This is a genomic window from Streptomyces flavovariabilis (assembly GCF_000725785.1).
Taxonomy (GTDB): domain Bacteria; phylum Actinomycetota; class Actinomycetes; order Streptomycetales; family Streptomycetaceae; genus Streptomyces; species Streptomyces hawaiiensis.
In genome coordinates, this window is sequence record NZ_JNXD01000033.1 from 14,963 (window position 1) to 37,034 (window position 22,072).

At 70.7% G+C, this 22,072-nt stretch carries 17 protein-coding genes and 1 pseudogene; 4 read left to right on the forward strand and 14 right to left on the reverse strand.

The annotated features are described in order from the left end of the window. Window positions 1-148 precede the first annotated feature (148 nt). Window positions 149-1,420, reverse strand: a complete 1,272-nt coding sequence (locus IO24_RS0137215; RefSeq protein WP_031143831.1) for an ABC transporter substrate-binding protein — start codon at window positions 1,418-1,420, stop codon at window positions 149-151. 122 nt (window positions 1,421-1,542) lie between these two features. Here IO24_RS0137215 and IO24_RS0137220 point away from each other — a divergent pair, with 122 nt between their 5' ends. From IO24_RS0137220 to IO24_RS0137230, 3 genes are read left to right on the forward strand one after another with little or no spacing between them, the layout of a single operon-like run. Further along, complete coding sequence (locus tag IO24_RS0137220; protein ID WP_031143833.1) at window positions 1,543-2,058, forward strand: PadR family transcriptional regulator; 516 nt, start codon at window positions 1,543-1,545, stop codon at window positions 2,056-2,058. After that, the gene (locus tag IO24_RS0137225; protein ID WP_031143835.1) at window positions 2,055-2,813 is read left to right on the forward strand and encodes an ABC transporter ATP-binding protein; all 759 of its coding nucleotides are present in this window, start codon (window positions 2,055-2,057) and stop codon (window positions 2,811-2,813) included. The genes IO24_RS0137220 and IO24_RS0137225 overlap by 4 nt, the downstream gene beginning before the upstream one ends. 51 nt (window positions 2,814-2,864) lie before the next feature. Continuing rightward, the gene (locus IO24_RS0137230) at window positions 2,865-5,141 is read left to right on the forward strand and encodes an ABC transporter permease (protein ID WP_031143837.1); all 2,277 of its coding nucleotides are present in this window, start codon (window positions 2,865-2,867) and stop codon (window positions 5,139-5,141) included. 12 nt (window positions 5,142-5,153) lie between these two features. On the opposite strand, the gene IO24_RS0137235 is transcribed toward IO24_RS0137230, so the two are convergent. The 13 genes and pseudogenes from IO24_RS0137235 to uvrC all read right to left on the reverse strand — a co-directional run bounded on the left by IO24_RS0137235 (window position 5,154) and on the right by uvrC (window position 21,519). Beyond that, on the reverse strand, window positions 5,154-6,077 hold the full coding sequence (locus IO24_RS0137235; RefSeq protein WP_031143839.1) for a hypothetical protein: 924 nt from the start codon (window positions 6,075-6,077) through the stop codon (window positions 5,154-5,156). Window positions 6,078-6,170: 93 nt separating this feature from the next. Next, window positions 6,171-7,566: pseudogene (locus IO24_RS41340) on the reverse strand (glucose-6-phosphate isomerase). A gap of 69 nt (window positions 7,567-7,635) precedes the next feature. Beyond that, window positions 7,636-8,904 carry an MFS transporter gene (locus IO24_RS0137245; RefSeq protein ID WP_031143841.1) on the reverse strand — a complete coding sequence of 423 codons (1,269 nt, stop codon included), beginning with the start codon at window positions 8,902-8,904 and terminating at the stop codon, window positions 7,636-7,638. A gap of 123 nt (window positions 8,905-9,027) precedes the next feature. Next, window positions 9,028-9,363 (reverse strand): RNA polymerase-binding protein RbpA, encoded by a 336-nt coding sequence (locus tag IO24_RS0137250; protein WP_010352468.1) that lies wholly within the window; start codon window positions 9,361-9,363, stop codon window positions 9,028-9,030. A 208-nt stretch (window positions 9,364-9,571) separates the two neighbouring features. Further along, complete coding sequence (gene secG, locus IO24_RS0137255) at window positions 9,572-9,808, reverse strand: preprotein translocase subunit SecG (RefSeq protein ID WP_031143845.1); 237 nt, start codon at window positions 9,806-9,808, stop codon at window positions 9,572-9,574. A gap of 95 nt (window positions 9,809-9,903) precedes the next feature. Continuing rightward, on the reverse strand, window positions 9,904-10,680 hold the full coding sequence (tpiA, locus tag IO24_RS0137260) for a triose-phosphate isomerase (RefSeq protein WP_030852764.1): 777 nt from the start codon (window positions 10,678-10,680) through the stop codon (window positions 9,904-9,906). A gap of 5 nt (window positions 10,681-10,685) precedes the next feature. Then, on the reverse strand, window positions 10,686-11,897 hold the full coding sequence (locus IO24_RS0137265) for a phosphoglycerate kinase (protein WP_031143848.1): 1,212 nt from the start codon (window positions 11,895-11,897) through the stop codon (window positions 10,686-10,688). A gap of 142 nt (window positions 11,898-12,039) precedes the next feature. After that, window positions 12,040-13,047, reverse strand: coding sequence for a type I glyceraldehyde-3-phosphate dehydrogenase (gene gap / locus IO24_RS0137270; RefSeq protein ID WP_031143850.1), 1,008 nt, complete (start codon window positions 13,045-13,047; stop codon window positions 12,040-12,042). Window positions 13,048-13,274: 227 nt separating this feature from the next. Further along, window positions 13,275-16,229, reverse strand: a complete 2,955-nt coding sequence (locus IO24_RS0137275; protein ID WP_031143852.1) for a M14 family metallopeptidase — start codon at window positions 16,227-16,229, stop codon at window positions 13,275-13,277. 151 nt (window positions 16,230-16,380) lie between these two features. Beyond that, window positions 16,381-17,370: a DNA-binding protein WhiA gene (whiA, locus tag IO24_RS0137280; RefSeq protein ID WP_031143855.1), complete on the reverse strand. Its 990-nt coding sequence runs from the start codon at window positions 17,368-17,370 to the stop codon at window positions 16,381-16,383. Further along, entirely contained in the window at window positions 17,361-18,455 is a 1,095-nt protein-coding gene (locus tag IO24_RS0137285; RefSeq protein ID WP_031143857.1) for a gluconeogenesis factor YvcK family protein, read from the reverse strand. The genes whiA and IO24_RS0137285 overlap by 10 nt, the downstream gene beginning before the upstream one ends. Beyond that, entirely contained in the window at window positions 18,452-19,411 is a 960-nt protein-coding gene (gene rapZ / locus IO24_RS0137290; RefSeq protein WP_051906008.1) for an RNase adapter RapZ, read from the reverse strand. The genes IO24_RS0137285 and rapZ overlap by 4 nt, the downstream gene beginning before the upstream one ends. Next, on the reverse strand, window positions 19,408-21,519 hold the full coding sequence (gene uvrC, locus IO24_RS0137295) for an excinuclease ABC subunit UvrC (RefSeq protein WP_031143860.1): 2,112 nt from the start codon (window positions 21,517-21,519) through the stop codon (window positions 19,408-19,410). The genes rapZ and uvrC overlap by 4 nt, the downstream gene beginning before the upstream one ends. 253 nt (window positions 21,520-21,772) lie before the next feature. Between uvrC and IO24_RS45840 the strand changes: the two genes are divergently transcribed. Then, on the forward strand, window positions 21,773-21,934 hold the full coding sequence (locus IO24_RS45840) for a hypothetical protein (protein WP_167551654.1): 162 nt from the start codon (window positions 21,773-21,775) through the stop codon (window positions 21,932-21,934). The last annotated feature ends 138 nt before the right edge of the window (window positions 21,935-22,072 follow it).

Below are 22,072 nucleotides of genomic sequence, written 5' to 3' on the forward strand. Positions count from 1 at the left end.
ATGTTAAGTAGGCGTGTCGAGAGGGTGTCAATGAAAAGGCAGAAGCTACCGGCAGGTTGAGGCACCAGATCGGGACTTATCGGATGCTATGAAGCAAGATGAGACCCCTGCGTTACCTAACAAGTAAGTAGCAGAGGCCGCCGAGCGCCTAGCGGCGCGAGATGAGCGCGAGCTCCTGTGCCAGCCGCCGCACCGCCGCGGCGGGCGTCTGGTGCCCGGCCATCGCGTCGTGCACGACCGCCTGCACGACCAGGCTGACCTGGTCGTAGCGCGGGCTCTTGGGACGCGGCTCGGCCGCGAGCACACTCGTCCTGAGGGTCGGCAGGTACGGGAACCTGCGGATGAGTGCGGGGTCCTCGTAGAGGTCGGCCCGGACCGGCGGCAGCGCGCCCCGGGTGAGGACCTGGCGCTGGACGCGCTCACTGGTGAGGTACGCGATCAGGCGGGCCGCCGAGTCGGGGTGGCGCGTATGCGCGCTGACAGCCAGGTTGGAGCCGCCCAGGACGCTCGTCCCCGGCCCGTCGGGCCCGGGCAGCGGCACGGCGCCGACCTTCCCGGCGACCTTCGAACCGGGTGCGGAGGCGCCGACATAGGCGTACGGCCAGTTCCGCAGGAAGAGCAGCCGGCCGTCCTGGAAGGCCTGCTTGGACTCCTCCTCCTTGTACGTCAGCGCCTCCCTGGGGATCCAGCCCTCGCGCACTCCGCGCGCCAGGAACCCGATGCCCTCGCGGGCCGCGGCCGAGTCGACGGTGACGCGCTCGCCCTCGTCGCCGAGGATCGAGCCGCCCGCCGAGTAGACGGCCTCGGCCGCGTTCACGGTGAGGCCCTCGTACGGCAGGAACTGTCCGGCGTAGCCGTCCAGGCCGCGCTTCGGGGCGATGGTCTTCGCGTACCGCTCCAGCTCCGCCCAGGTGCGCGGCGGCTCCACGCCCTCCTTCGCGAGGACGTCCTTGCGGTAGAGAAGCAGGCCGGCGTTGGTGACGTAGGGGACGGCGTAGAGCTGCCCGTCGTAGGTCGCCGTGTCCACCACCGGCTGCAGGAAGGTCTTCAAGGGGAAGCGGTCCCGGGGCAGGGGCCTGATCCAGCCCGCCGCGGCGAACTCCGGAGTCCAGTTGACGTCGATGTTGAGCACGTCGAACCGGCTGCGGTCGCCGTCGCGCAGGTCGGTGACCATCTGGGCCTGGGTCTCGTCGGCCGAGTCCGGCAGCTCGACGAGGGTGACTTTCTCGCCGGGATGGGTGCGATTCCAGCCCTCCAGCAGAGGGCCGAGGTAACCGGTAAGGTCTCCGGCGGTGGCCAGGGTGAGGGGGCCGCGCCCGCCCTCCGAGGGCTCGCCCGCCTGCGCTCCGGCGGCGACGTAGCCGGTCAGGACCACGACGAGAACCAGAAGGCCCCTACCCGCGGCATGGATCCACCGCATAGGTTCCTCCCTGTACACCGGCGCTGGGCACCCTTGCCCGGAATCAGAGGCCATGTATACCCGTTAGGTATGGGCGATACTAGGGCCTGGAGCACATTGGACCGGACAGGAGGACTGCACGCGTGCGCCTGCCCCTCCTGGCCCTCCTCGCCCGCGGGCCCGCTCACGGCTACGAGCTCAAGCAGGACCTTGAGCAACTGCTGGGCTCCGCGTACCCTCAGCCGAACGTCGGCCAGATCTATGTGACCCTCGGCCGCCTCGAGAAATCGGGACTGATCGAGGGCGAGGACGTGGCGCAGTCCAGCCGGCCCAACAAAAAGGTCTACCACCTCACCGACGCCGGGCGGGAGGCGCTGCGCGCCTGGTTCGAGGAGCCCGAGGACGAGCCCCGGGTGCGGGACGAGTTCTTCATGAAGCTGGCGCTCGCTCCGCAGACCGGCCTCGCCGAGCAGATCACCCTGATCAACCAGCAGCGGCGCCAGTATCTGAACACCATGCGGCAGCTGTCGAAGCTGGCCACCGCCGAAGACCGCGACAACCGCATCGCCCATCTGCTGATCGAGGGCGCGATGCTGCACCTGCAGGCCGACCTCGACTGGCTGGAACGGTGCCAGGAAGAGCTGGAGGAGCTGGAGTGAGCGACGACCGTCCCGCTCCTGTGCTGCGCGCCGAGGGCCTGGTGAAGACACACCACGGCGAGGGCGCCCCGGCGCATGCCGTGCGCGGGGTCGACCTGTGCGTACGCGAGGGCGAGTTCGTGGCGATCACCGGCCCGTCCGGCGCCGGCAAGTCGACGCTGCTGCATCTGCTCGGCGGGCTCCAGAGACCGGACGCAGGCCACATCTGGCTCGACGGGAAGTCCACCGACACCTACGGCGAGGCCCGCTGGGCGGTGGAGCGCAGGAAGCGGATCGGGATCGTCTTCCAGTTCTTCAACCTCGTGTCGAACCTGTCCGTAGCCGACAACGTGGAGCTGCCCGCCCTGCTCGCCGGGACCCCGCCGAAGCAGGCACGCGCCGAGCGGGCGGCGCTGCTGGCCGAGCTGGGCCTGACGGGCAAGGAGCGCAGCATGCCGGGCGAGCTGTCCGGCGGCGAACAGCAGCGCGTCGCCCTGGCCCGGGCCCTGGTCAACCACCCGCCACTGCTGCTGGCCGACGAGCCGGCCGGCAGCCTCGACAGCAAGGGCACCCGCGAGGTCATGCGGCTGCTGTCCCGCTTCCACCAGCGCGGCCAGACGATCGTGCTGGTCACGCACGACGCCCGGCTGGCGAGCGCCGCGGACCGGGTCATCAGCTTCTTCGACGGCCGGATCGCCGACGACGCGGAACTCGACGGCGGCACCACACCGCCGCGCCGCGCCGGCATATCCGGTGTGCTGGAGCTCAAGGACTGACATGAGGGTGTACGACGGCTGCCCCACGTCCGGGCCGAGAGGCTGAGGCCCGTGCGAGCCACCCTGCGCTGGGCGCACTCCGATCTGCGCACGCACCGCGGCGAGGCGCTGTTCCTCGTCCTCGCCACCGCCGGCATCGTCGCCTCCCTGCTGCTGGCCACGGCCCTGTTCGGCTACGCGACCAACCCCTGGCAGCGTGTCTTCACGCAGTCGCACGGCGCGCACGTGTGGCTGCACACCGACAGGTCGGCCGACACCGGGAAACTGGCCGAGCTGGACGGCGTCGCCTCCGTCACCGACACCTACCCCACCACCTCCACCACGGTCTCCTCCCGCGGCAGCCGCGCCTCCGTCGAACTGCGCGCCACTCCCGAACGGCCCTCCATCGGCCGCCCGCCGATCGTCTCCGGCCACTGGCTGGACCCCGCGACGCCGAACGGCGTGGTCCTGGAGAGCCGCCTCGCCCGCGCCCTGCTGGCCGAGCCCGGCGACACCCTCACCGTGCCCGGCACCGCCCGCGAGCTGAACGTCGTGGGCATCGCCGACAGCGCCGAGCCGCGCTACCGGCCCGGTGAGCAGCCGGGCCTGGTATGGGCCCTGCCGGCCGCCGTACCGGACCCGGGCGGCCAGGTGACAGGGCTGCGGCTGACAGACCCGGGCGACACGTCCTACGTCGTCCAGCGCGCCGTGACCGTGCTGGGAACCGGGGCGATCGACGAGGTCTCCACCTGGCAGCAGGCGCGGGCCGAGGCACAGGGCGACAACCGGCTGCTCGGTCAGGTGCTGGGCCTGTTCGGGCTGGGCGCGCTGGTCGCGGCCGGGCTCGCCGTGCACGGGGCGATCGGCACCCGCATCCGCGGACATCTGCGCGACCTCTCCGTCCTGAAGGCCATCGGCTTCACCCCCGGCCAGGTGGTCCGCATCTTCCTGCTCCAGCACCTCGCCTACGCCCTGCTGGGCGCCCTGGCCGCCGCCGGTCTCGCCGAGGTCCTGGGCAGCCGGATCCCGGGGCGGCTCGGGGACGCTGTCGGGGTGTGGCAGGGGCTGCCCGGGCACACCGTGGCGCTGCTCGTGGTCCCGGCGGGCGCGGTGCTGTTCATCGGCGCGACCACCGGGCTGGCCGCCTGGCGAGCCGGACGCGTGCCGCCGGTACCCGTGCCGAGACCCGCCGCGACCTCGGGCGGACGGCTGTCCGGCCTGGCGCGCCGGGCCCTCGGCGTGCGGATACCGCCCGCGCTGGTGCTGGGCTGGCACAAGGCGTTCACCCGCCGCCCCCTGGCCACCGTCGCCCGCCTCACCCTGCCGCTGCTGCTGATCGTCGTCGCGATGAGCGCCTGGACCACCATCGACCGCTTCCACAGCGAACCGGAGCAGATCGGCCTGCCCACGTCGCTCAGCGTCCGTGCCGACGCCGGGCGGAGCGAGGAGCAGGTCCGCACGCTGCTGGAACGCGACCCGGAGGTGGCCGCCGCCTACCCGGGCGTCGAGACGGCCGCCCTGGGCCCGAGCCAGACGGCGACCATCGCGCTGCGCGGCATCGGCACCCACCGGGCCCCCTACCCCCACACCCTCGCCGAGGGCCGCCCCGCCCTCGGCGCCGACGAGGCCGTGGCCGGGCAGGGGCTGCTCGATCTGCTGGACGCCCGGGTCGGCGACTGGGTCCGGATGACCGTCGGCGACCAGCCGCTGATCCTGCACATCGTGGGCCGCAGCATCGAACCGGAGAACGCCGGCCGGGTCATCTCCACGTCCCTCGACACCCTCCGGGCGAACGACCCGGGGCTCCGCCCGACCCTCTACGAGCTCCGCCTGGACCCCGGCGCCGACCCGCGGGAGGTCGCCGACCGGATCGCCACGGCCGGGCGCGGCCACCTGGACGTGCACACGGTCGCCAACCCGGCTGACGGGCTGTCCCCGCTGCGGGCGGTGGTGGCCGGGCTGATCGCCGTGCTCGCCCTCATCGGGCTCATCGAGCTGCTGACCGCGATCGGCGGCACCGTCCGCGAGAGCGAACGGGACCTGCTGGCCCTGAAGGCCATCGGCCTGTCCCCCCGGCAGATCACGGCGATCACCGTCACGGCCACCGGCCTCACGGCGCTGGCGGCCGTCCTCGCCGCCGCCGCACTGGGGCTGCCGCTCGCCCACTGGCTGATCGACGCCCAGGGCCGGTCCAGCGGCATCGGCGCGGGCATCGCCCAGGGTCCCTCCGCGATCCTGATGGTGCCGCTCGGAGCGGCGGCCGTTCTCTGCGCCGCCGCGCTGGCGGCCGTCCCCGCGGCCCGGTCAGCCCGCCGGCGCCTCGCGGACACGCTGAGCGCGGTGGCCTGACCTCGACGCCGGTCAAGCGCCGTACGGGGCCTGCGGGTGGTGCGGCGGCTGCGGGGCGTACGGGTGTGGGGCGTAGGGGTGCGGCCCGCCCGGCGCGTAGGGATGGCCGTACGGGTTCCCCTGCGGCGGCAGGTACGGTGCTCCCGCCGGAGGCATTCCCGGGGGCATCGACGGGACCGGTCCGGGTGCCGGTGCCTGCGTTGCCGGGTGGGCCTTCAGCCGGATCCCGTACCGGCGCTTCAGCCGTCCCATCTCCAGCAGCGCGATGGCGGTGACCGTCAGCGGCGCGCCCAGGATGAAGACGATTCCCAGGGTGAGGCTGAGCCCATGCAGGTCACCGGTGACGAGGTCCGGGACGGCCATCAGCCAGCTGGTCACCACGGCGAGCAGCGGCGGCAGACAGCGGTGCACGGCGGCCGTGCCGAAGAAGTTGCCGGAGACCCGCACCGCTCCGTAGGCGGTGAAGATGAGCATCCACATCATCGTCAGGCCGACCGCAAGGATCATCACCACACTGCCGGCCGCGTTCGTCGTCCGCACCAGCAGCAGCAGCGCCGCGACACAGCCGACGAACAGCAGGAGCAGCTTGAGGGAGTTGAGGAGCGGCACCCGCAACTGCCGTACGGTGCCGCCGCGCCGCCAGACCCAGAGCATCGCCCCGACCGTCAGCGGTGTGAGGAAGAGCAGGACGACGGAGGCCGTCATCGCGTTCTCCAGCAACTCCGTGAAGTCGAAGCCGCCCTCGATGAAGGTGTAGACCCCGAGAGACGCGACCGCCCCTGCCATGACGCGGAACCTCTTGAGCCGCTCCACCGACGGATCGAGCGGCTGCGGAATCCACGCGGGGTGGAACACCGCCCGCGCCACGTCCTGGGGTCTGAGCAGGGACCGGGCCGTCAGTGTGCCCCCGGTCCAACTTCCGCGTGAGCGTGCCACTTCGCGCTCCCCCGAGCACTCGCCGTGATGATCGACCGGGAGTCTACGGGAAGCGGACGGCGCGCTGCCGCCCGCCTTCCCGTCCGGCACCCGTCACTGCCGGCCGCGCAGCTCCCGGTACGTGGCGACCAGCGCCTTGGTGGAGGCGTCCAGGCCCTCGACCTCCGCGCCCTCGGTCAGGGCGGGCTCGACGCGCTTGGCGAGAACCTTGCCGAGTTCGACGCCCCACTGGTCGAAGGAGTCGATGTTCCACACGGCGCCCTGCACGAACACCTTGTGCTCGTAGAGGGCGACCAGCTGGCCGAGGACCGACGGCGTCAGCTCGGGCGCGAGGATCGTGGTCGTCGGGTGGTCGCCTTGGAACGTCTTGTGCGGCACCAGTTCCTCCGGCACCCCCTCGGCCCGCACCTCCTCGGGTGTCTTGCCGAAGGCGAGCGCCTGCGTCTGGGCGAAGAAGTTGGCCATCAGCAGGTCGTGCTGGGCCTTCAGTTCGTCGTTCAGCTCGGCGACCGGCCTCGCGAAGCCGATGAAGTCCGCCGGGATGAGCTTCGTGCCCGTGCGACTGGGCGTCGTGGAAGTTGCCGTACCAGATGCCCAGCAGGCCCATGAGCAGCGGCACGTTGGCCTCGGCCGGCGCGGTCCGGAAGTGCTCGTCGACGATGCGGAATCCGTCGAGCATCTCCCGGAAGCGGTCCGGGCCGATGGCGATCATCAGCGACAGGCCGATCGCGGAGTCGTAGGCGTTCGTCGAGAGCGCGACGAAGTGCCTGGCGACGGCGGCGTCGTCACCGAGTGCGGCCAGCAGCCAGGAGCGCGCGGACGTGGCGTTGGTGACCGTCTCGATGGTGGTGAAGGTCTTGGAGGCGATGATGAACAGCGTCTCCGCCGGGTCCAGGTCGCGCACCGCCTCGTGCAGGTCGGAGCCGTCCACGTTCGACACGAAGCGCACCGTCAGCGAGCGGTCGGTGAAGGCGCGCAGCACCTCGTAGGCCATCGCGGGGCCGAGGTCGGAGCCGCCGATGCCGACGTTGACGATGTTCCGGATCCGCTTGCCGGTGTGGCCCGTCCACTCGCCGGAACGCACCCGGTCCGCGAAGTCCGCCATCCTGTCGAGCACACCGTGCACGTCCGGCACCACGTTCTCGCCGTCGACCTCGATCACCGCGTCCCGGGGGGCGCGCAGCGCGGTGTGCAGCACGGCCCGGTTCTCGGTGGTGTTGATCTTCTCGCCACGGAACATGGCGTCCCGGAGCCCGAAGACGTCGGTGGCGGCGGCCAGTTCGCGCAGCAGCCGCAGGGTGTCGTCGGTGACGAGGTGCTTGGAGTAGTCGACGTACAGGTCGCCGACCCGGAGGGTGTACGCGGTGCCGCGGCCGGAGTCGGCGGCGAACAGCTCGCGCAACCGGACTTCGCCCAGCTCCTCGCGGTGCTTGGCCAGTGCCGTCCACTCGGGCCTCTGGTTGAGCCTGGTACGGCCGTCTGCGTTCATCTCGGAGTTCGACCTTCTTTCCTGTCCTGCCTGCGTACCTTGCCCCGCTGCCGGTCCCAACCTAGTTGATCAGCGCGGGACGTCGGCTGTCGTCTCGCCGTCCTCCGGCCCGACCACGGATACGTTCACCGTGAGCACGGGTATCAGCGCGACGACGGCGAGGACGAAGAAGGCGGCCGTGAGCAGGGGTGGGGTGTTCGGCCCCCAGGCCGCGGCGACGGCGCCGCCCAGCAGGGCGCCGAGGGGCACTCCGGCGAAGGCCAGGGTCCGGAAGGCCGAACTGACCCGGCCCAGGAGCCCGGCGGGGCTGCGCTCCTGCATGAGGGTCGTGGTGTTGATGTTCCACACCATGCCCATGAGCCCGAAGACGGCCAGCGCGCCCACCAGCACGGCCAGGCTGCGTACCGTGCCCATGACGATCAGGAGGGCGGTCTGCACCGAGCCGGCGAGCAGCACCGACCGGAGCCGGCCGAGGCGTGTCACCAGCCGGCCGTTCACCACTCCCCCGGCCAGACTGCCCAGGGTGAAGGCGGTGCCCGCCGCCGCGTATCCCGCGGGGCCCGCCCCGAGCCAGTCGGTGACGAGGACGACCAGCATGGCGAGCTGGGTGCCCATGCCGATGTTGCACAGGGCCGTGGCGGCGCACAGGGCGCGCAGGGCACGGTCGCGCCACAGGGTGCGCAGTCCCTCCGCGATCTCCCGGCGTATTGTGCTGCCCGCCGGTCTCGGCTTCCGGTCGGGCTCGGCAGCCGGCAGGGAGGCGATCAGCGCGGCGGCCAGGAGGAAGGTCACGGCGTCGGCCGCGAACGGCACGGCCGTCCCGGCTGCAAGCAGCAGCGGCACGACGGGTCCGCCGAGCAGGCCGCCGGCGATGCGCTGGCCGGTCATCAGCCGGGCGTTGGCGCTGCCGAGCGCGTCCCGGTCGACGAGGGCGGGCAGCAGCGCCGTGGCAGCGTTGTCGAAAAGGGTCTGAAGGGTGGTGAGGGCGACGGCGAGCACGATGAGCAGGCCGATCGAGGCGTGTCCGAGCGCGACGGCCACCGCGAAGGCGGCGACCAGCAGCGCACGTAACGCGTCCACCACCCACATGGCCCGCCGCTGGTCCACGCGGTCGGCGACGGCCCCGCCGAGCAGGCCGAAGACGATCCAGGGCAGATAGCCGCAGGCCGTGACGGAGGCGATGAGCAGCGGATCGTCGGTCAGTGTGACGGCCAGCAGGGGAAGCGCGGCAGTCCGCAGTGCGTCGCCGAAGCTGGACAGCACGGCGGCGCTCCACAGCCGTCCGAAGCCCCCGCGCCACGAGGGCGCGCGCATGCTCAGCGCCTCGACCGTCGCCACCGCTCCCCCTCATGGTTCGTCCGATGCACAAACCGTAGAGGGCAGCACTGACAATCGGTCGGCGCCGGAGGCGGGAAAGCAGCTCCGGCCGGGCACCTGCTGGTGCCCGGCCGGTCTCGACTTCTAGATCTCGCCCCGCAGTTTGGCGAGCGCCTCGGCGAGGATCGCCTCGCCGTCCGCGTCGCTGCGCCGCTCCCTTACATACGCCAGGTGCGTCTTGTAGGGCTCGGTACGCGGCGGGGCCGGGGGGTTGTCCCGGTCCTGGCCGGCCGGGAATCCGCAGCGGGGACAGTCCCAGGTATCGGGCACCTGCGCGTCGCTGGCGAAGCTCGGCTGGGTCTCGTGTCCGTTGGAGCACCAGAAGGAGATGCGCAGCCGCGGCGCGGACTCGCCGCGCTCGGCCTCGCCCATCGGCCCCGCCCCGACCCGGCTTCCCCGGATCGCGTTGCCACTTGCCACGGTCGTAACTCCCTGCGTGATGGTGCCGCGAAGCGAGTCGGCGTTCCGCTTCGCTGCGAGCGCCTCAGTCTACGTAAGGCCCAACGCGCGTCCAGTGATTGGAGTTACAACCCTCACACCTAGACGCAAGCCCCATGATAGGCCGCGCTCAGCTGCGCGTACCGAACATGGGGCCTTACGTGCCAGTTCCGTGCGGATTGCGGCTCGATCAGTTGTTCACCTTCATCAGGATGCCGAGCACGACAATGGACGCGAACCACAGCAGACCGACCACGACGGTGATCCGGTCGAGGTTGCGCTCGGCGACCGAGGAGCCGCCGACGGAGGACTGCATGCCGCCACCGAACATGTCGGAGAGGCCGCCGCCCTTCCCCTTGTGCATCAGCACCAGGAGCATCAGCAGCAGGCTGAAGACGATCAGGGCGATGGAGAACCCCAGAACCACGGCTGGACCAACTTCCTCGGATGCGGATGGACGACGCGGGGCCCAGCACAGCGCTGGACCCCGCAAGGGTACGACGGATCGCCGCTACGGCCTACTCACTGGTCGCGGAAGCGCACGATCTTGACGAACTCGTCGGCGTCCAGGGAAGCGCCGCCGACCAGGGCCCCGTCGATGTCGGCCTGGGCCATGATCTCCGCGACGTTGCCGGCCTTGACCGAGCCGCCGTACTGGATGCGGATCTTGTCGGCCAGGTCCTGCGAGTACAGCTCGGCGATCTTGCCGCGGATCGCCGCGCAGACCTCCTGGGCGTCCTCGGCGCCGCAGACCTTGCCGGTGCCGATGGCCCAGACGGGCTCGTAGGCGATCACGACGGTCTCGGCCTGCTCGGCGGGGAGGTCCTTCAGACCGCCCTCGACCTGGGCGAGGGTGTGGGAGACGTGGTTGCCCGCCTCGCGGACCTCCAGTTCCTCGCCTACGCACAGGATCGGGGTCAGGCCGTGCTTGTAGGCGGCCTTGACCTTCGCGTTCACCAGCTCGTCGGTTTCGGCGTGGTACTGGCGGCGCTCGCTGTGGCCGATGGCGACGTACGTGCACTTCAGCTTGGCCAGCATCGGGCCGGAGATCTCGCCGGTGAAGGCACCGCTGTCGTGTGCCGAGATGTCCTGGGCGCCGTACTTGATCTTGAGCTTGTCGCCGTCGACCAGGGTCTGCACGGAGCGCAGGTCGGTGAAGGGCGGCAGGACGGCGACCTCGACGGCCTCGTAGTCCTTGTCGGCCAGGGCGAAGGCGAGCTTCTGGACGTGGGCGATGGCCTCGAGGTGGTTGAGGTTCATCTTCCAGTTGCCCGCCATCAGCGGCGTGCGCGTGCTCATTAAGGTCAGTCCTCCAGTGCGGCGAGGCCGGGGAGCGTCTTGCCCTCGAGGTATTCGAGGGAGGCGCCGCCTCCGGTCGAGATGTGGCCGAATGCCGTCTCGTCGAAGCCCAGGATGCGCACGGCGGCGGCGGAGTCGCCGCCGCCGACCACGGTGAAGCCCTTGGATTCGACGAGGGCCTGGGCGACCGCCTTGGTGCCCTCGGCGTAGTCGGGGTGCTCGAAGACGCCCATGGGCCCGTTCCAGAAGACGGTGGCGGCGTCGGCGAGCTTGGACGCGTACAGCTTGCAGCTCTCGGGCCCGATGTCGAGGCCCATCTGGTCGGCCGGGATGGCGTCCGCGGCGACGGTCGTGGGGTTGGCCGGGGCCTTGGTCTTCAGGTCCGGGAACTCGGTCGCGGTCAGGGCGTCGACGGGCAGAACCAGCTCGACGCCGGTCTTCTCGGCCCGCTCGATGTACTCCTGGACGGCCGGGATCTGGTCCTCCTGGAGGAGGGACTTGCCGACCTCGTAGCCCTGGGCCTTGAGGAAGGTGTAGGCCATGCCGCCGCCGATGAGGATGCGGTCGGCCCGGCCGAGCAGCTGGTCGATGACGGCGAGCTTGTCGGAGACCTTGGCACCGCCGAGGGCGACGGCGTAGGGCCGCTTGACGTCCTCGGTCAGCTTCTTCAGCACGGCGACCTCGCCCGCGATGAGGTAGCCGGCGGCGTGCGGCAGCCGGGCCGGGAGGTCGTACACGGACGCGTGCTTGCGGTGCACCGCGCCGAAACCGTCACCGACGTAGACGTCCGCGAGGGCGGCGAGCCGGTCGGCGAAGGCGCCGCGCTCGGCGTCGTCCTTGCTGGTCTCGCCGGCGTTGAAGCGCAGGTTCTCGATGACCGCGACCTGACCGTCGGCGAGGCCGGCGACGACGGACCGGGCGGACTCGCCGACCGTGTCGGTCGCGAAGGCCACGTCCGACCCGAGGAGTTCACCGAGGCGCGCGGCGGCCGGGGCGAGGGAGAAATCCGGGTCCGGAGCGCCCTTGGGGCGGCCGAGGTGGGAGGCGACGACGACCCGGGCGCCCGCGTCGGCGAGGGCCTTGACCGTGGGCAGCACGGCGCGGATGCGGCCGTCGTCGGTGATGCGCGTGCCGTCCAGCGGCACGTTCAGGTCGGCGCGGACGAAGACCCGCTTGCCCGCGACCCCTTCGGTGAGGAGTTCGTCGATCGTCTTCATGAGGGGACTCCTGAAAGAGCTCGTGATCGCTCGTAAGCGCTCGTGATCGAACAGCTCTGATCTGTACGTGCGTCAGGGCTCGGGCGGCGCGTCCTCGCGCCGCCCGAGCCCTGCACTCACATGGACGTGCCTGCTCGGTTGATCAGAGCTGGTTGCCGACGAAGACCGTAAGGTCCACGAGGCGGTTGGAGTAGCCCCACTCATTGTCGTACCAGCCGATGACCTTCACGCTCTTGCCCTCCTGGACCATGGTCAGGGAAGAGTCGAAGGTGCAGGACGCCGGTGCGTTCACGATGTCGGAGGAGACGATCGGGTCCTCGGTGTACTCGAGGATGCCCTTGAGCTCGCCCTCGGCGGCCTTCTGGAAGGCGGCGTTGACCTCGTCCTTCGTGACCTCGCGGGAGAGCTCGATCACCAGGTCGGTGACGGAGCCGGTCGGGACCGGGACGCGCATGGCCATGCCGTCCAGCTTGCCCTTGAGCTGCGGCAGGACCAGCGCGGTGGCCTTGGCGGCACCCGTGGTGGTCGGAATGATGTTCTCGGCGGCGGCACGCGCGCGACGCAGGTCCTTGTGCGGGAAGTCCAGGATCCGCTGGTCGTTGGTGTACGCGTGGACCGTCGTCATCAGGCCCTTGACGATGCCGAAGTTCTCGTCGAGGACCTTCGCCATCGGCGCCACACAGTTGGTGGTGCAGGAGGCGTTGGAGATGACGTGGTGGTTCGCCGGGTCGTACTTGTCCTGGTTGACGCCCATCACGATGGTGACGTCCTCGTCCTTGGCCGGAGCCGAGATGAGGACCTTCTTCGCGCCACCGGCGATGTGCTTCTCGGCGTCGGCCTTCTTGGTGAAGATGCCGGTCGACTCGATGACGATGTCGACGCCCAGCTCACCCCACGGGATGTCGGCGGGGTTGCGCTCGGCGAGCACCTTGATGGTCTTGCCGTCGACCGTGATCGTGTCGGCGGTGTGCGTGACCTCCTGCTTGAGACGACCCAGGATGGTGTCGTACTTCAGCAGGTGGGCGGTGGTCGCGGTGTCACCCAGGTCGTTGACAGCCACGATCTCGATGTCTGCACCCTGCTCCAGCAGCGCGCGGAAGTAGTTGCGACCGATACGACCGAAGCCGTTGATGCCTACGCGGATCGTCACGAACCGATCTCCTCGTTGGTACGCCGGCCACGAGGTGCCGGCGAGCTCTGTTTGGGATGTCCCCGACCGCCTACGACCCTACCTCTCTGAAGCAGCGCTGGTGACATCCAGATGCCCCATACACGGCAGGGCGGTCCGTACCCGCCAGTAGGGGTACGGACCGCCCACGGCCGAGAGCAGGATCACTCGATATTGCTATCGGGCGAGTTCCCCGTTGACCAGCGATGTCACCCGTCCAGGGAAGCGAGTGCCTTCCTCATCAGTGCGGCCCGGTCGGCCGCCGCGGTGACGTGCTCCAGGCCGAAGCCCAGCAGCACGGTGTCGTCCGTGGTGACCGCGCCGTACGTCTGGAACAGGGCGCCGGTGCGTGCCCAGCCCTTGAGGACGGCCGGGCTGCCCTCGGGCGGTCCGGCGACCTTCCAGGCACCGAGCGAGGCCTCGAAGCCCTCGGTCTCCTTCGCCGTGCCGCCGATGACGAGCGAGGCGTCGTCGGCGAGGACGCCGTGCCCGCCGCTGCCCGGATCGGTGACGTAGCTGATCGAGACCTCGACCGTCCTGCCGGCGTAGGCGCTCAGGTCGAAGTTCACCTGCTGCCAGCCGTCGGAGGCGCCGGTGAGGCTGTTCCAGGTGCCGGTGGTGCCGGTCGCGGTGCAGCCGTCGTCCGCCACGGTCAGGTAATGCTTCAGCCAGGGGTGCTCGTTGACGTAGAACCCGCCCTGGCACTCCGTCGGCACGGCGTTCCTGGTGGCGCCGCCCGCCTCGGGAAGGGTCGTCCAGTCGTCGGCGCCCGTGGTGTGGGCCTCGACGACGGCGTGGTCGTAACCGGACTCCGTGTCCCACAGCAGCTGGGTGCGCAAGGTGGGCTTGTCGGCCGCCGCGATACCGGTGAGATCCACGGTGCGGGTGAGGCGCTTGTAGGCGTCGTCGGTGTGGACGGCGGCGGCCATCGAGGAGCCCGCGTACGGGCCGTACGGGTTGACCGTGCCGGCGAACTGTCCGGCGCCCTTGCTCGCGAACTGCGGGAAGGTGTCGGTCCCCAGCTCGTCGGAGGTGACGCTGTAGGTACCCGCCCGGTCCAGCGGGTTGCCGGGCGCCGCGCTCAGCGGGCTGATGACGCCGCCCAGCTCGCCGGAGCCGGTGAAGCCGGTGGCCCCGGGGATCGCGGTGCGGGTGTAGGCGCCCAGGTAGTACTGGCCGAAGTCGTTCGACAGCGCGCCGCCGCCGAGGTCGACGTTGCCGCCGGCCTGCTCACCGGCCTCGATGAGCCGGCCGCCCTCGTTGAGGAAGGCCCGCAGCTGGAGCTGGGTGGCCACGCCCGGGACGCTCGCGCCCGTGTGGTGGACGACGGTGTCGAAGTGGCTCAGCACGCCCAGCGCGTCCGGCGCGCCCTGCTTGGCGACGTCCCAGACGATCGCCTTGCGGCCGCTCGCCTTGAGCGCGTCCACGTACGTCTGCGCGTGTGTGGCGGCAGCGCCCTCCTCGGCCACCACGAGGGTGTTCGCCCGGGGCCGCTCGGCGACGGTGTAGGTGAAGCGTTCGCTGGAGACCTTCTTGCCGTTCCTCGCCTCGCCGGTGAACCACACCTCGACCTCGTCGCCCGGCTCGCCGTCCTTGACCCTGGCCCGGTACTCGTCGAAGTAGAGGTTGTCCTCGCCGCCGTAGGTCTCGCCGCCCTTCCAGGGCTTGAGCGCCATGTCCTCGGTGCGGCCGCCGTTGACGCGGTACTTGAGCTCCTTGTCGCGGACCGACTTCCGTACGACGACGGAGACCTCCTGGTCGGCGCCGCGGGAGTACGACGTGCCGAACGCGGCCGGGGTGAAGTCCGCGGCCTTCAGGCCGACCGCCGAGGAAGGCCGGTCGGGGTGGGCGGCGGACTCGGCGACGGAGAGCGCGAACGGGACGTTCTTCGTGAACTCCTGCTGGATCAGCTTCTCGTCGTCCGGGAAGGTGAAGACCGACTGGCAGTCGGCGGCCTTCCACTCGTCGTTCGGGTCGAGGTCCGAGGCGCTCTGGCAGGTCGACATCTCGGGGGTGAACATCGCCAGGCCGTTGACGTTCGCCGCGTGGCCGTCCGCCTCCCCGTTGGTGGTGTACAGCTCGGAGGAGAGCTGCGGGTGGTAGCCGGGGATCGCGCTGTTCCCGGGCGTACCGGCGAGTGCCTCGTACAGGACGTCGTCGGGGGTGTGCGTGGCCACCTGCCAGCCGACTCCGTAGAGGAGGAGTTCGGCGGCGGAGTGGTAGTTGATGCCGTACGTGAAGCCGATCCGCTTCTGGAAGGCGTCCAGGGCCTTGGTCTCCGGCTCGGAGTTGGGGCCCGCGCCGCGGTAGGTCTGGCTGGTGGGGTTGGGGGACGAGCCCTCGTCGTCGTAGCCCCACTTGTAGGCGAAGTTGCGGTTGAGGTCGACGCCGTCGCCGGTGGTGATGGTGCCGTCGCCGTTGACGTCCCGCAGGTTCTTGCGCCACTGGCGGTTGTCGGGGTCCGCGAAGGTGAAGTCGTAGCCGTCGGGGTTGGCCGACAGCAGGAACCACAGTTCGGTGGAGTCGACGATCTTCTTGACGCGCCGGTCCTTCTTGTAATTGTCCAGATAGTGGTGCATCAGGCGCCGGGTCATCTCCGGCGTGATCCACTCGCGCGCGTGCTGGTTGGACATGTAGAGGACGGACGGCTTGGAGCCGTCCTTCGTCTTCTTCGCGCCCCTGGTGAGCTTCAGCGCGAGGATGTCCTGGCCCTCGATGGTCTTGCCGATGGACACGACCTTGGTGAGGTCCGGGTTCTCCTGCGCGGTCCGCAGGAGCTCCTCCCGCAGGCCCCCCTTGCCGCTGTACGGGCGGAACACGCCCTCGGCGGCGTCCTCGACGCGGGCCGCGGCCCGGGTGGAGAGCTCGTGCTCGGTGAGGCCGACGCCCTGCTTCTCCAGCTTCTCGGCCTGCTGGTCCGTCAGATAGACCTCGACGGTCGCGGTGCCCTTCTCGGGCACCCGCTCACTCAGTTCGTGGCCGTCCTGGCCGGCCGCCAGCAGCAGGGGTACCTGCTTCTGGGTGACCTCGGCGCGGAAGACCTTGACTTCGTCCGGGTCGGACGGGGTCGAACTGCCCGGTTGTGCCTGGGCGATGGGTGCGAAGCTCGCTCCGCCGATCAGGAGCGCGCCGACGGCGAGGATCGATCTCGCTCTTCGTCTCATGAACCCCCCTAGCGTGGGTCCGCCACAGCAGCGAACAGATGCCAGGCTCATGACAGACCATGATCGAGTCAAGGGCGCCTCAGCGACACGCGAAAGCCGGTGCCGGTCACCCAAGTGGGCGCAGACACCGGCTCCCTGACGTCGTGTGGGATCAGCCGACCAGGTTGTCGGCCAGCTCGTCGCTGAGGTTGGCCTCCGTGCCCGGGATGCCGAGGTCGGAGGCACGCTTGTCGGCCATGGCCAGCAGGCGGCGGATCCGGCCGGCGACCGCGTCCTTGGTCAGCGGCGGGTCGGCGAGCGCGCCCAGCTCCTCCAGGGAGGCCTGCTTGTGCTCCATGCGCAGCCGGCCGGCGGCGGCGAGGTGCTCGGGCACGTCGTCGGCGAGGATCTCCAGGGCGCGCTGCACCCGGGCGCCGGCGGCGACGGCCGCGCGGGCAGAGCGGCGCAGGTTGGCGTCGTCGAAGTTGGCCAGCCGGTTCGCCGTGGCGCGCACCTCGCGGCGCATCCGGCGCTCCTCCCAGGCCAGCACCGACTCGTGCGCGCCGAGGCGGGTCAGCAGGGCGCCGATCGCGTCGCCGTCCCGGACGACGACCCGGTCCACGCCGCGCACCTCGCGGGCCTTGGCGGCGATCGACAGCCGGCGGGCGGCGCCGACCAGGGCGAGCGCTGCCTCGGGACCCGGGCAGGTCACCTCCAGGGAGGAGGAGCGGCCGGGCTCGGTGAGCGAGCCGTGCGCCAGGAACGCGCCACGCCAGGCGGCCTCGGCGTCGCAGGTGGCCCCCGAGACCACCTGCGGCGGCAGGCCGCGGATCGGGCGGCCCCGCCCGTCGACCAGGCCGGTCTGGCGAGCGAGCTGGTCGCCGCCGGCCACCACACGCACCACGTAGCGCGAGCCGCGGCGCAGCCCGCCCGGAGCCATCACGATCAGCTCGGAGCTGTGCCCGAAGATCTCAAGGATGTCCCGCTTGAGCCGGCGGGCCGCCATCGCCGTGTCCAGCTCCGCCTCGATCACGATCCGACCGCTCACCAGGTGAAGGCCGCCGGCGAACCGCAGAATGGCGGAGACCTCCGCCTTTCTGCAGCAGGTCCGGGTGACGGGGAGCCGGGAGATCTCGTCCTTCACCGCTGCCGTCATCGCCATGGGCCGATCCTTCCATGCATCCGAAAAATACGGTCGTACGCGGCGGCCAACAGCTCCGGGTCGTGCCTCGGGGTTCCGTCGGGTCCGGCCACCGCCGCCAGCTCGACCGCGGCTCCGAACCGCTTGGCGGCATCGGTCAGGGAGTCACGGTCGGGCACGGCGGCCTCGTCGGCCAGCACCACGTCCAGGGCGAGTTTAGGGGCGTGTCGTCCCAAAACCTCCAAATGACGCTGCGGGGAGAAGCCCTCGGTTTCTCCGGGCTGCGGCGCGAGGTTCAGGGAGAGTACCCGGCGGGCCTTCGTCTGTGTGAGCGCGTCCAGCAGCTCGGGCACGAGCAGATGCGGGATGACCGAGGAGAACCAGGAGCCGGGACCGAGCACCACCCAGTCCGCGTCCAGGACGGCCGCGACCGCCTCCGGCACGGCCGGCGGGTCGTTCGGTACGAGGTGCACGGACTGCACCTCGCCCTGGGTGAGGGCGACGGTCGCCTGGCCGCGGACCGTGTCGACCTCTTCCGGGCGCGCCGGGTCATGGCCCTTGACCAGAGCCTGGAGCTCCAGCGGCACGGCCGACATCGGCAGTACCCGGCCCTGGGCGCCCAGCAGCCGTCCGACCAGGTCGAGGGCCTGGACATGGTCGCCGAGCTGCTCCCACAGGGCGACGATCAGCAGATTGCCGACCGCGTGCTCGTGCAGGTCGCCCTGGGACTGGAAGCGGTGCTGGATGACCCGGGCCCAGGTCTGGCCCCAGTCGTCGTCACCGCACAGCGCGGCCAGCGCCTTGCGCAGGTCGCCGGGCGGCAGCACGCCCAGCTCGTCGCGCAGCCGGCCGCTGGAGCCGCCGTCGTCGGCCACGGTGACGACGGCGGTGAGGTCGCCGGTGATCCGGCGCAGCGCGGCGAGCGAGGCGGACAGGCCCATGCCGCCGCCGAGGGCGACGACCTTGGGCTGGGCTCCCCGGCGGCGTGGCCGGCCGCCCCGGGCCTCGGCGGGCCGGCCGCCCTTTGCGCCGGGGTCGCCCTTTCCGCCGTTGCCCTCGGGCACCACCCGGCGCAGCCGGCTCAGCCGCGGAGTACGTCGTGTCATTCGCGTCCCATGTCCCGGTGTACGACCACCGTCTCCACGCTCTCGGCCGCGAGCCGGGCGGCGAGCTTTTCCGACATGGCGACCGAGCGGTGCTTACCGCCCGTGCAGCCCACGGCGATGGTCACGTAGCGCTTGCCCTCACGGCGGTAGCCGGTGGCGATCAGCTGGAGGAGCTCCGTGTACCGGTCGAGGAACTCCTTGGCGCCGGGCTGGTTGAAGACGTACCCGGAGACCTCGTCGTTGAGGCCGGTGTAGGGGCGCAGCTCCGGGACCCAGTGCGGGTTCGGCAGGAAGCGGCAGTCGACGACGAGGTCGGCGTCGACCGGCAGGCCGTACTTGTAGCCGAAGGACATCACCGTGGCCCGCAGCTCCGGCTCCTCCTCGCCGGCGAACTGGGCGTCCATCTTGGCGCGCAGCTCGTGCACGTTCAGGCTGGAGGTGTCGATCACCAGATCGGCGTCACCGCGCAGCTCACGCAGCAGCTCGCGCTCGGCGTCGATGCCGTCGACGATGCGGCCGTCGCCCTGCAGGGGGTGCGGGCGGCGCACCGACTCGAAGCGGCGGACCAGAGCCTCGTCGGAGGACTCCAGGAAGACGATCCGCCGCGTGACGTTCTTCGCCTCGAGGTCGGCGAGGGATTCGCGCAGGTTGTCGAAGAAGCGACGGCCGCGGACGTCGACGACGACGGCGATCCGCGCCACGTTGCCCTGGGAGCGGGCGCCGAGTTCCACCATGGTGGGGATCAGCGCGGGCGGCAGGTTGTCGACGACGAACCAGCCGAGGTCCTCCAGGCACTTCGCCGCCGTGGAGCGCCCGGCTCCGGACATGCCGGAGATGATCACCAGCTCGGGGATGGCCGCATCAGGGACCGGGGTCTTCTCGTTGGGCGTGCCCGTACTCACCTGTGCTCCGTCTCCGTCTTGCTCTTGTTGCCCGTCGTGCTCGTTCACATTCATGTCTCCTGCCCCCGTCGTTCGTCCGGGGCGCCCATCGTCACGGGTTCCCCACTGGAACCCATGGTGCCGGGTTCCTCCTCCATGATCTCTCCAGTCGCCGTGTTGACGGCGGGTGCGGCCGGGGCCGACCGGGCGAGGGCCACGGCGATCGTCTCGGCCGTCTTGCGGCCTATGCCGGGGACCTCGCACATCTGGTCGATGGTGGCGGATCGCAGTTTCTTCAACGAACCGAAGTGCTTCAGAAGTGCCTGCTTGCGCGTGTCCCCGAGGCCGGGGACGTCGTCCAGGGGGCTGGAGCGGAAGCGCTTGGACCGCTTGGTGCGCTGGTAGCTGATGGCGAACCTGTGGGCCTCGTCACGGACGCGCTGGAGCAGATACAGGCCCTCGCTGGTGCGCGGCAGGACCACCGGGTCGTCGTCGCCGGGCAGCCAGACCTCCTCCAGGCGCTTGGCGAGGCCGCACACGGCGATGTCGTCGATGCCGAGCTCGTCCAGGGCGCGCCGGGCGGCGGCGACCTGGGGGGCGCCGCCGTCGACGACCACGAGCTGGGGCGGGTAGGCGAACTTCTTCGGGCGGCCGTCGTCCTCGGTGAGGGTGTCCGCACTGGTGAGAGTGTCCGCATTGGTGAGGGGGCTCTCACCGTTCTCGGCGCCGTCGCCGTTCTCGGCGCTCCCGGTGCCCTCGCCGTCGGTCCACTCGCCCGTCTTCTCCTTCTCGGCGAGATAGCGCCGGAAGCGGCGGGTGATCACCTCGTGCATGGAGCGCACGTCGTCCTGCCCGGCGAAGCCCTTGATCTGGAAGCGGCGGTACTCGCTCTTGCGGGCGAGCCCGTCCTCGAAGACGACCATGGAGGCCACGACGTCGTCACCCTGGAGGTGGGAGATGTCGTAGCACTCGATCCTGAGCGGGGCGCTGTCCAGGTCGAGGGCGTCGGAGATCTCCTCCAGGGCGCGCGAGCGCGTGGTCAGGTCGGAGGCGCGCTTGGTCTTGTGCAGCACGAGCGCCTGCTGCGCGTTGCGCTGCACGGTCTCCATGAGGGCCTTCTTGTCGCCGCGCTGCGGGATGCGCAGGGAGACGTTCGAGCCGCGCCGGCCGGTGAGCCACTCCTGGACGGGCTCCACGGGGTCGGGCAGGGCCGGGACCAGGACCTCCTTGGGGACGGCGTCACCCGTCTCCTCCCCGTAGAGCTGCTGCAGGGCGTGCTCGACGAGGGCACCGGTGGTGATCTCCTCCACCTTGTCGGTGACCCAGCCGCGCTGGCCGCGCACGCGTCCGCCACGCACGTGGAAGATCTGGACGGCCGCCTCCAGCTCGTCCTCGGCGACCGCGATCAGGTCGGCGTCGGTCGCGTCGGCGAGCACGACCGCGTTCTTCTCCATGGCCTTCTTCAGCGCCCCGACGTCGTCACGCAGCCGGGCCGCCCGCTCGTACTCCATCTCCTCGGCCGCCTCGCCCATCTGCTTTTCCAGGCGGCGGATGTACGTGTTCGTCCGGCCGGTCATGAAGTCGCAGAACTCCTCGGCCAGTTCCCGGTGCTCCTCGGCGGAGACCCGGTCGACGCAGGGCGCCGAGCACTTGCCGATGTAGCCGAGGAGGCAGGGGCGGCCCGTGCGGGCGGCGTTCTTGAAGACTCCGGCCGAGCACGTGCGCACGGGGAAGACCCGCAGGAGCAGGTCGACCGTGTCACGGATGGCCCACGCGTGCGCGTACGGCCCGAAGTAGCGCACGCCCTTCTTCTTGTGACCGCGCATCACCTGCACGCGCGGGAACTCCTCGTTCATCGTCACCGCGAGGTACGGGTAGCTCTTGTCGTCGCGGTACTTGACGTTGAACCGTGGGTCGTACTCCTTGATCCAGGAGTACTCCAGCTGGAGCGCCTCGACCTCCGTGGACACCACCGTCCACTCCACGGACGCGGCCGTGGTGACCATGGAGCGGGTGCGGGGGTGCAGGCCCGCCAGGTCCTGGAAGTAGTTCGCCAGGCGCTGGCGCAGGCTTTTCGCCTTTCCGACGTAGATCACCCTGCGGTGCTCGTCACGGAACCTGTAGACCCCCGGCGAGTCGGGGATCTCACCCGGTTTGGGGCGGTAGCTGGAGGGGTCGGCCATGTCTCACACCCTACTGGCGAGCACCGACAGTCCGGCGCGCCGCGGGGCACGATCACGGTCCCGGCGGGAGGGCAGATTCCAACGGCATGTCCCGCCCCGGGGTTACGGCCGCCCGGGAGCGGGAATGGGGCTCACCCACGGGACACGGCGACGTCCGGCGGACGGAGTCCGTCCCGGTGCAGGCACAGGTTGTCGGTGCGGACCGTCGTTCCCGGTGCGGAGCGGGCGGGCCACGGGTCGGAGGGCTGCGCACATGAAGCAGATGCGGATCGAGAAAACCCGGCGGGCGGCCCGTGCCCGCCGGTACACGGACGAGCCGTTGGCGCTGCGCGACGCCCTGGACCCGCGCGATCCCGACATCGCACGGGCCAAGCGTCTGGCCCTCCGGGAACAGGGCGGAAGCGACCGCTCCTAGAAAACACACATCCACTGCGAACGCCCGGGGCGCACGCCCCGGGCGTTCGCATGTCCGGACGGAGCCGGCGGGGAGCACGTACGTCACTGTCCGGCATCAGGTGTTGTCGGGACCAGGTCAACACGCTTCAATGCGGGG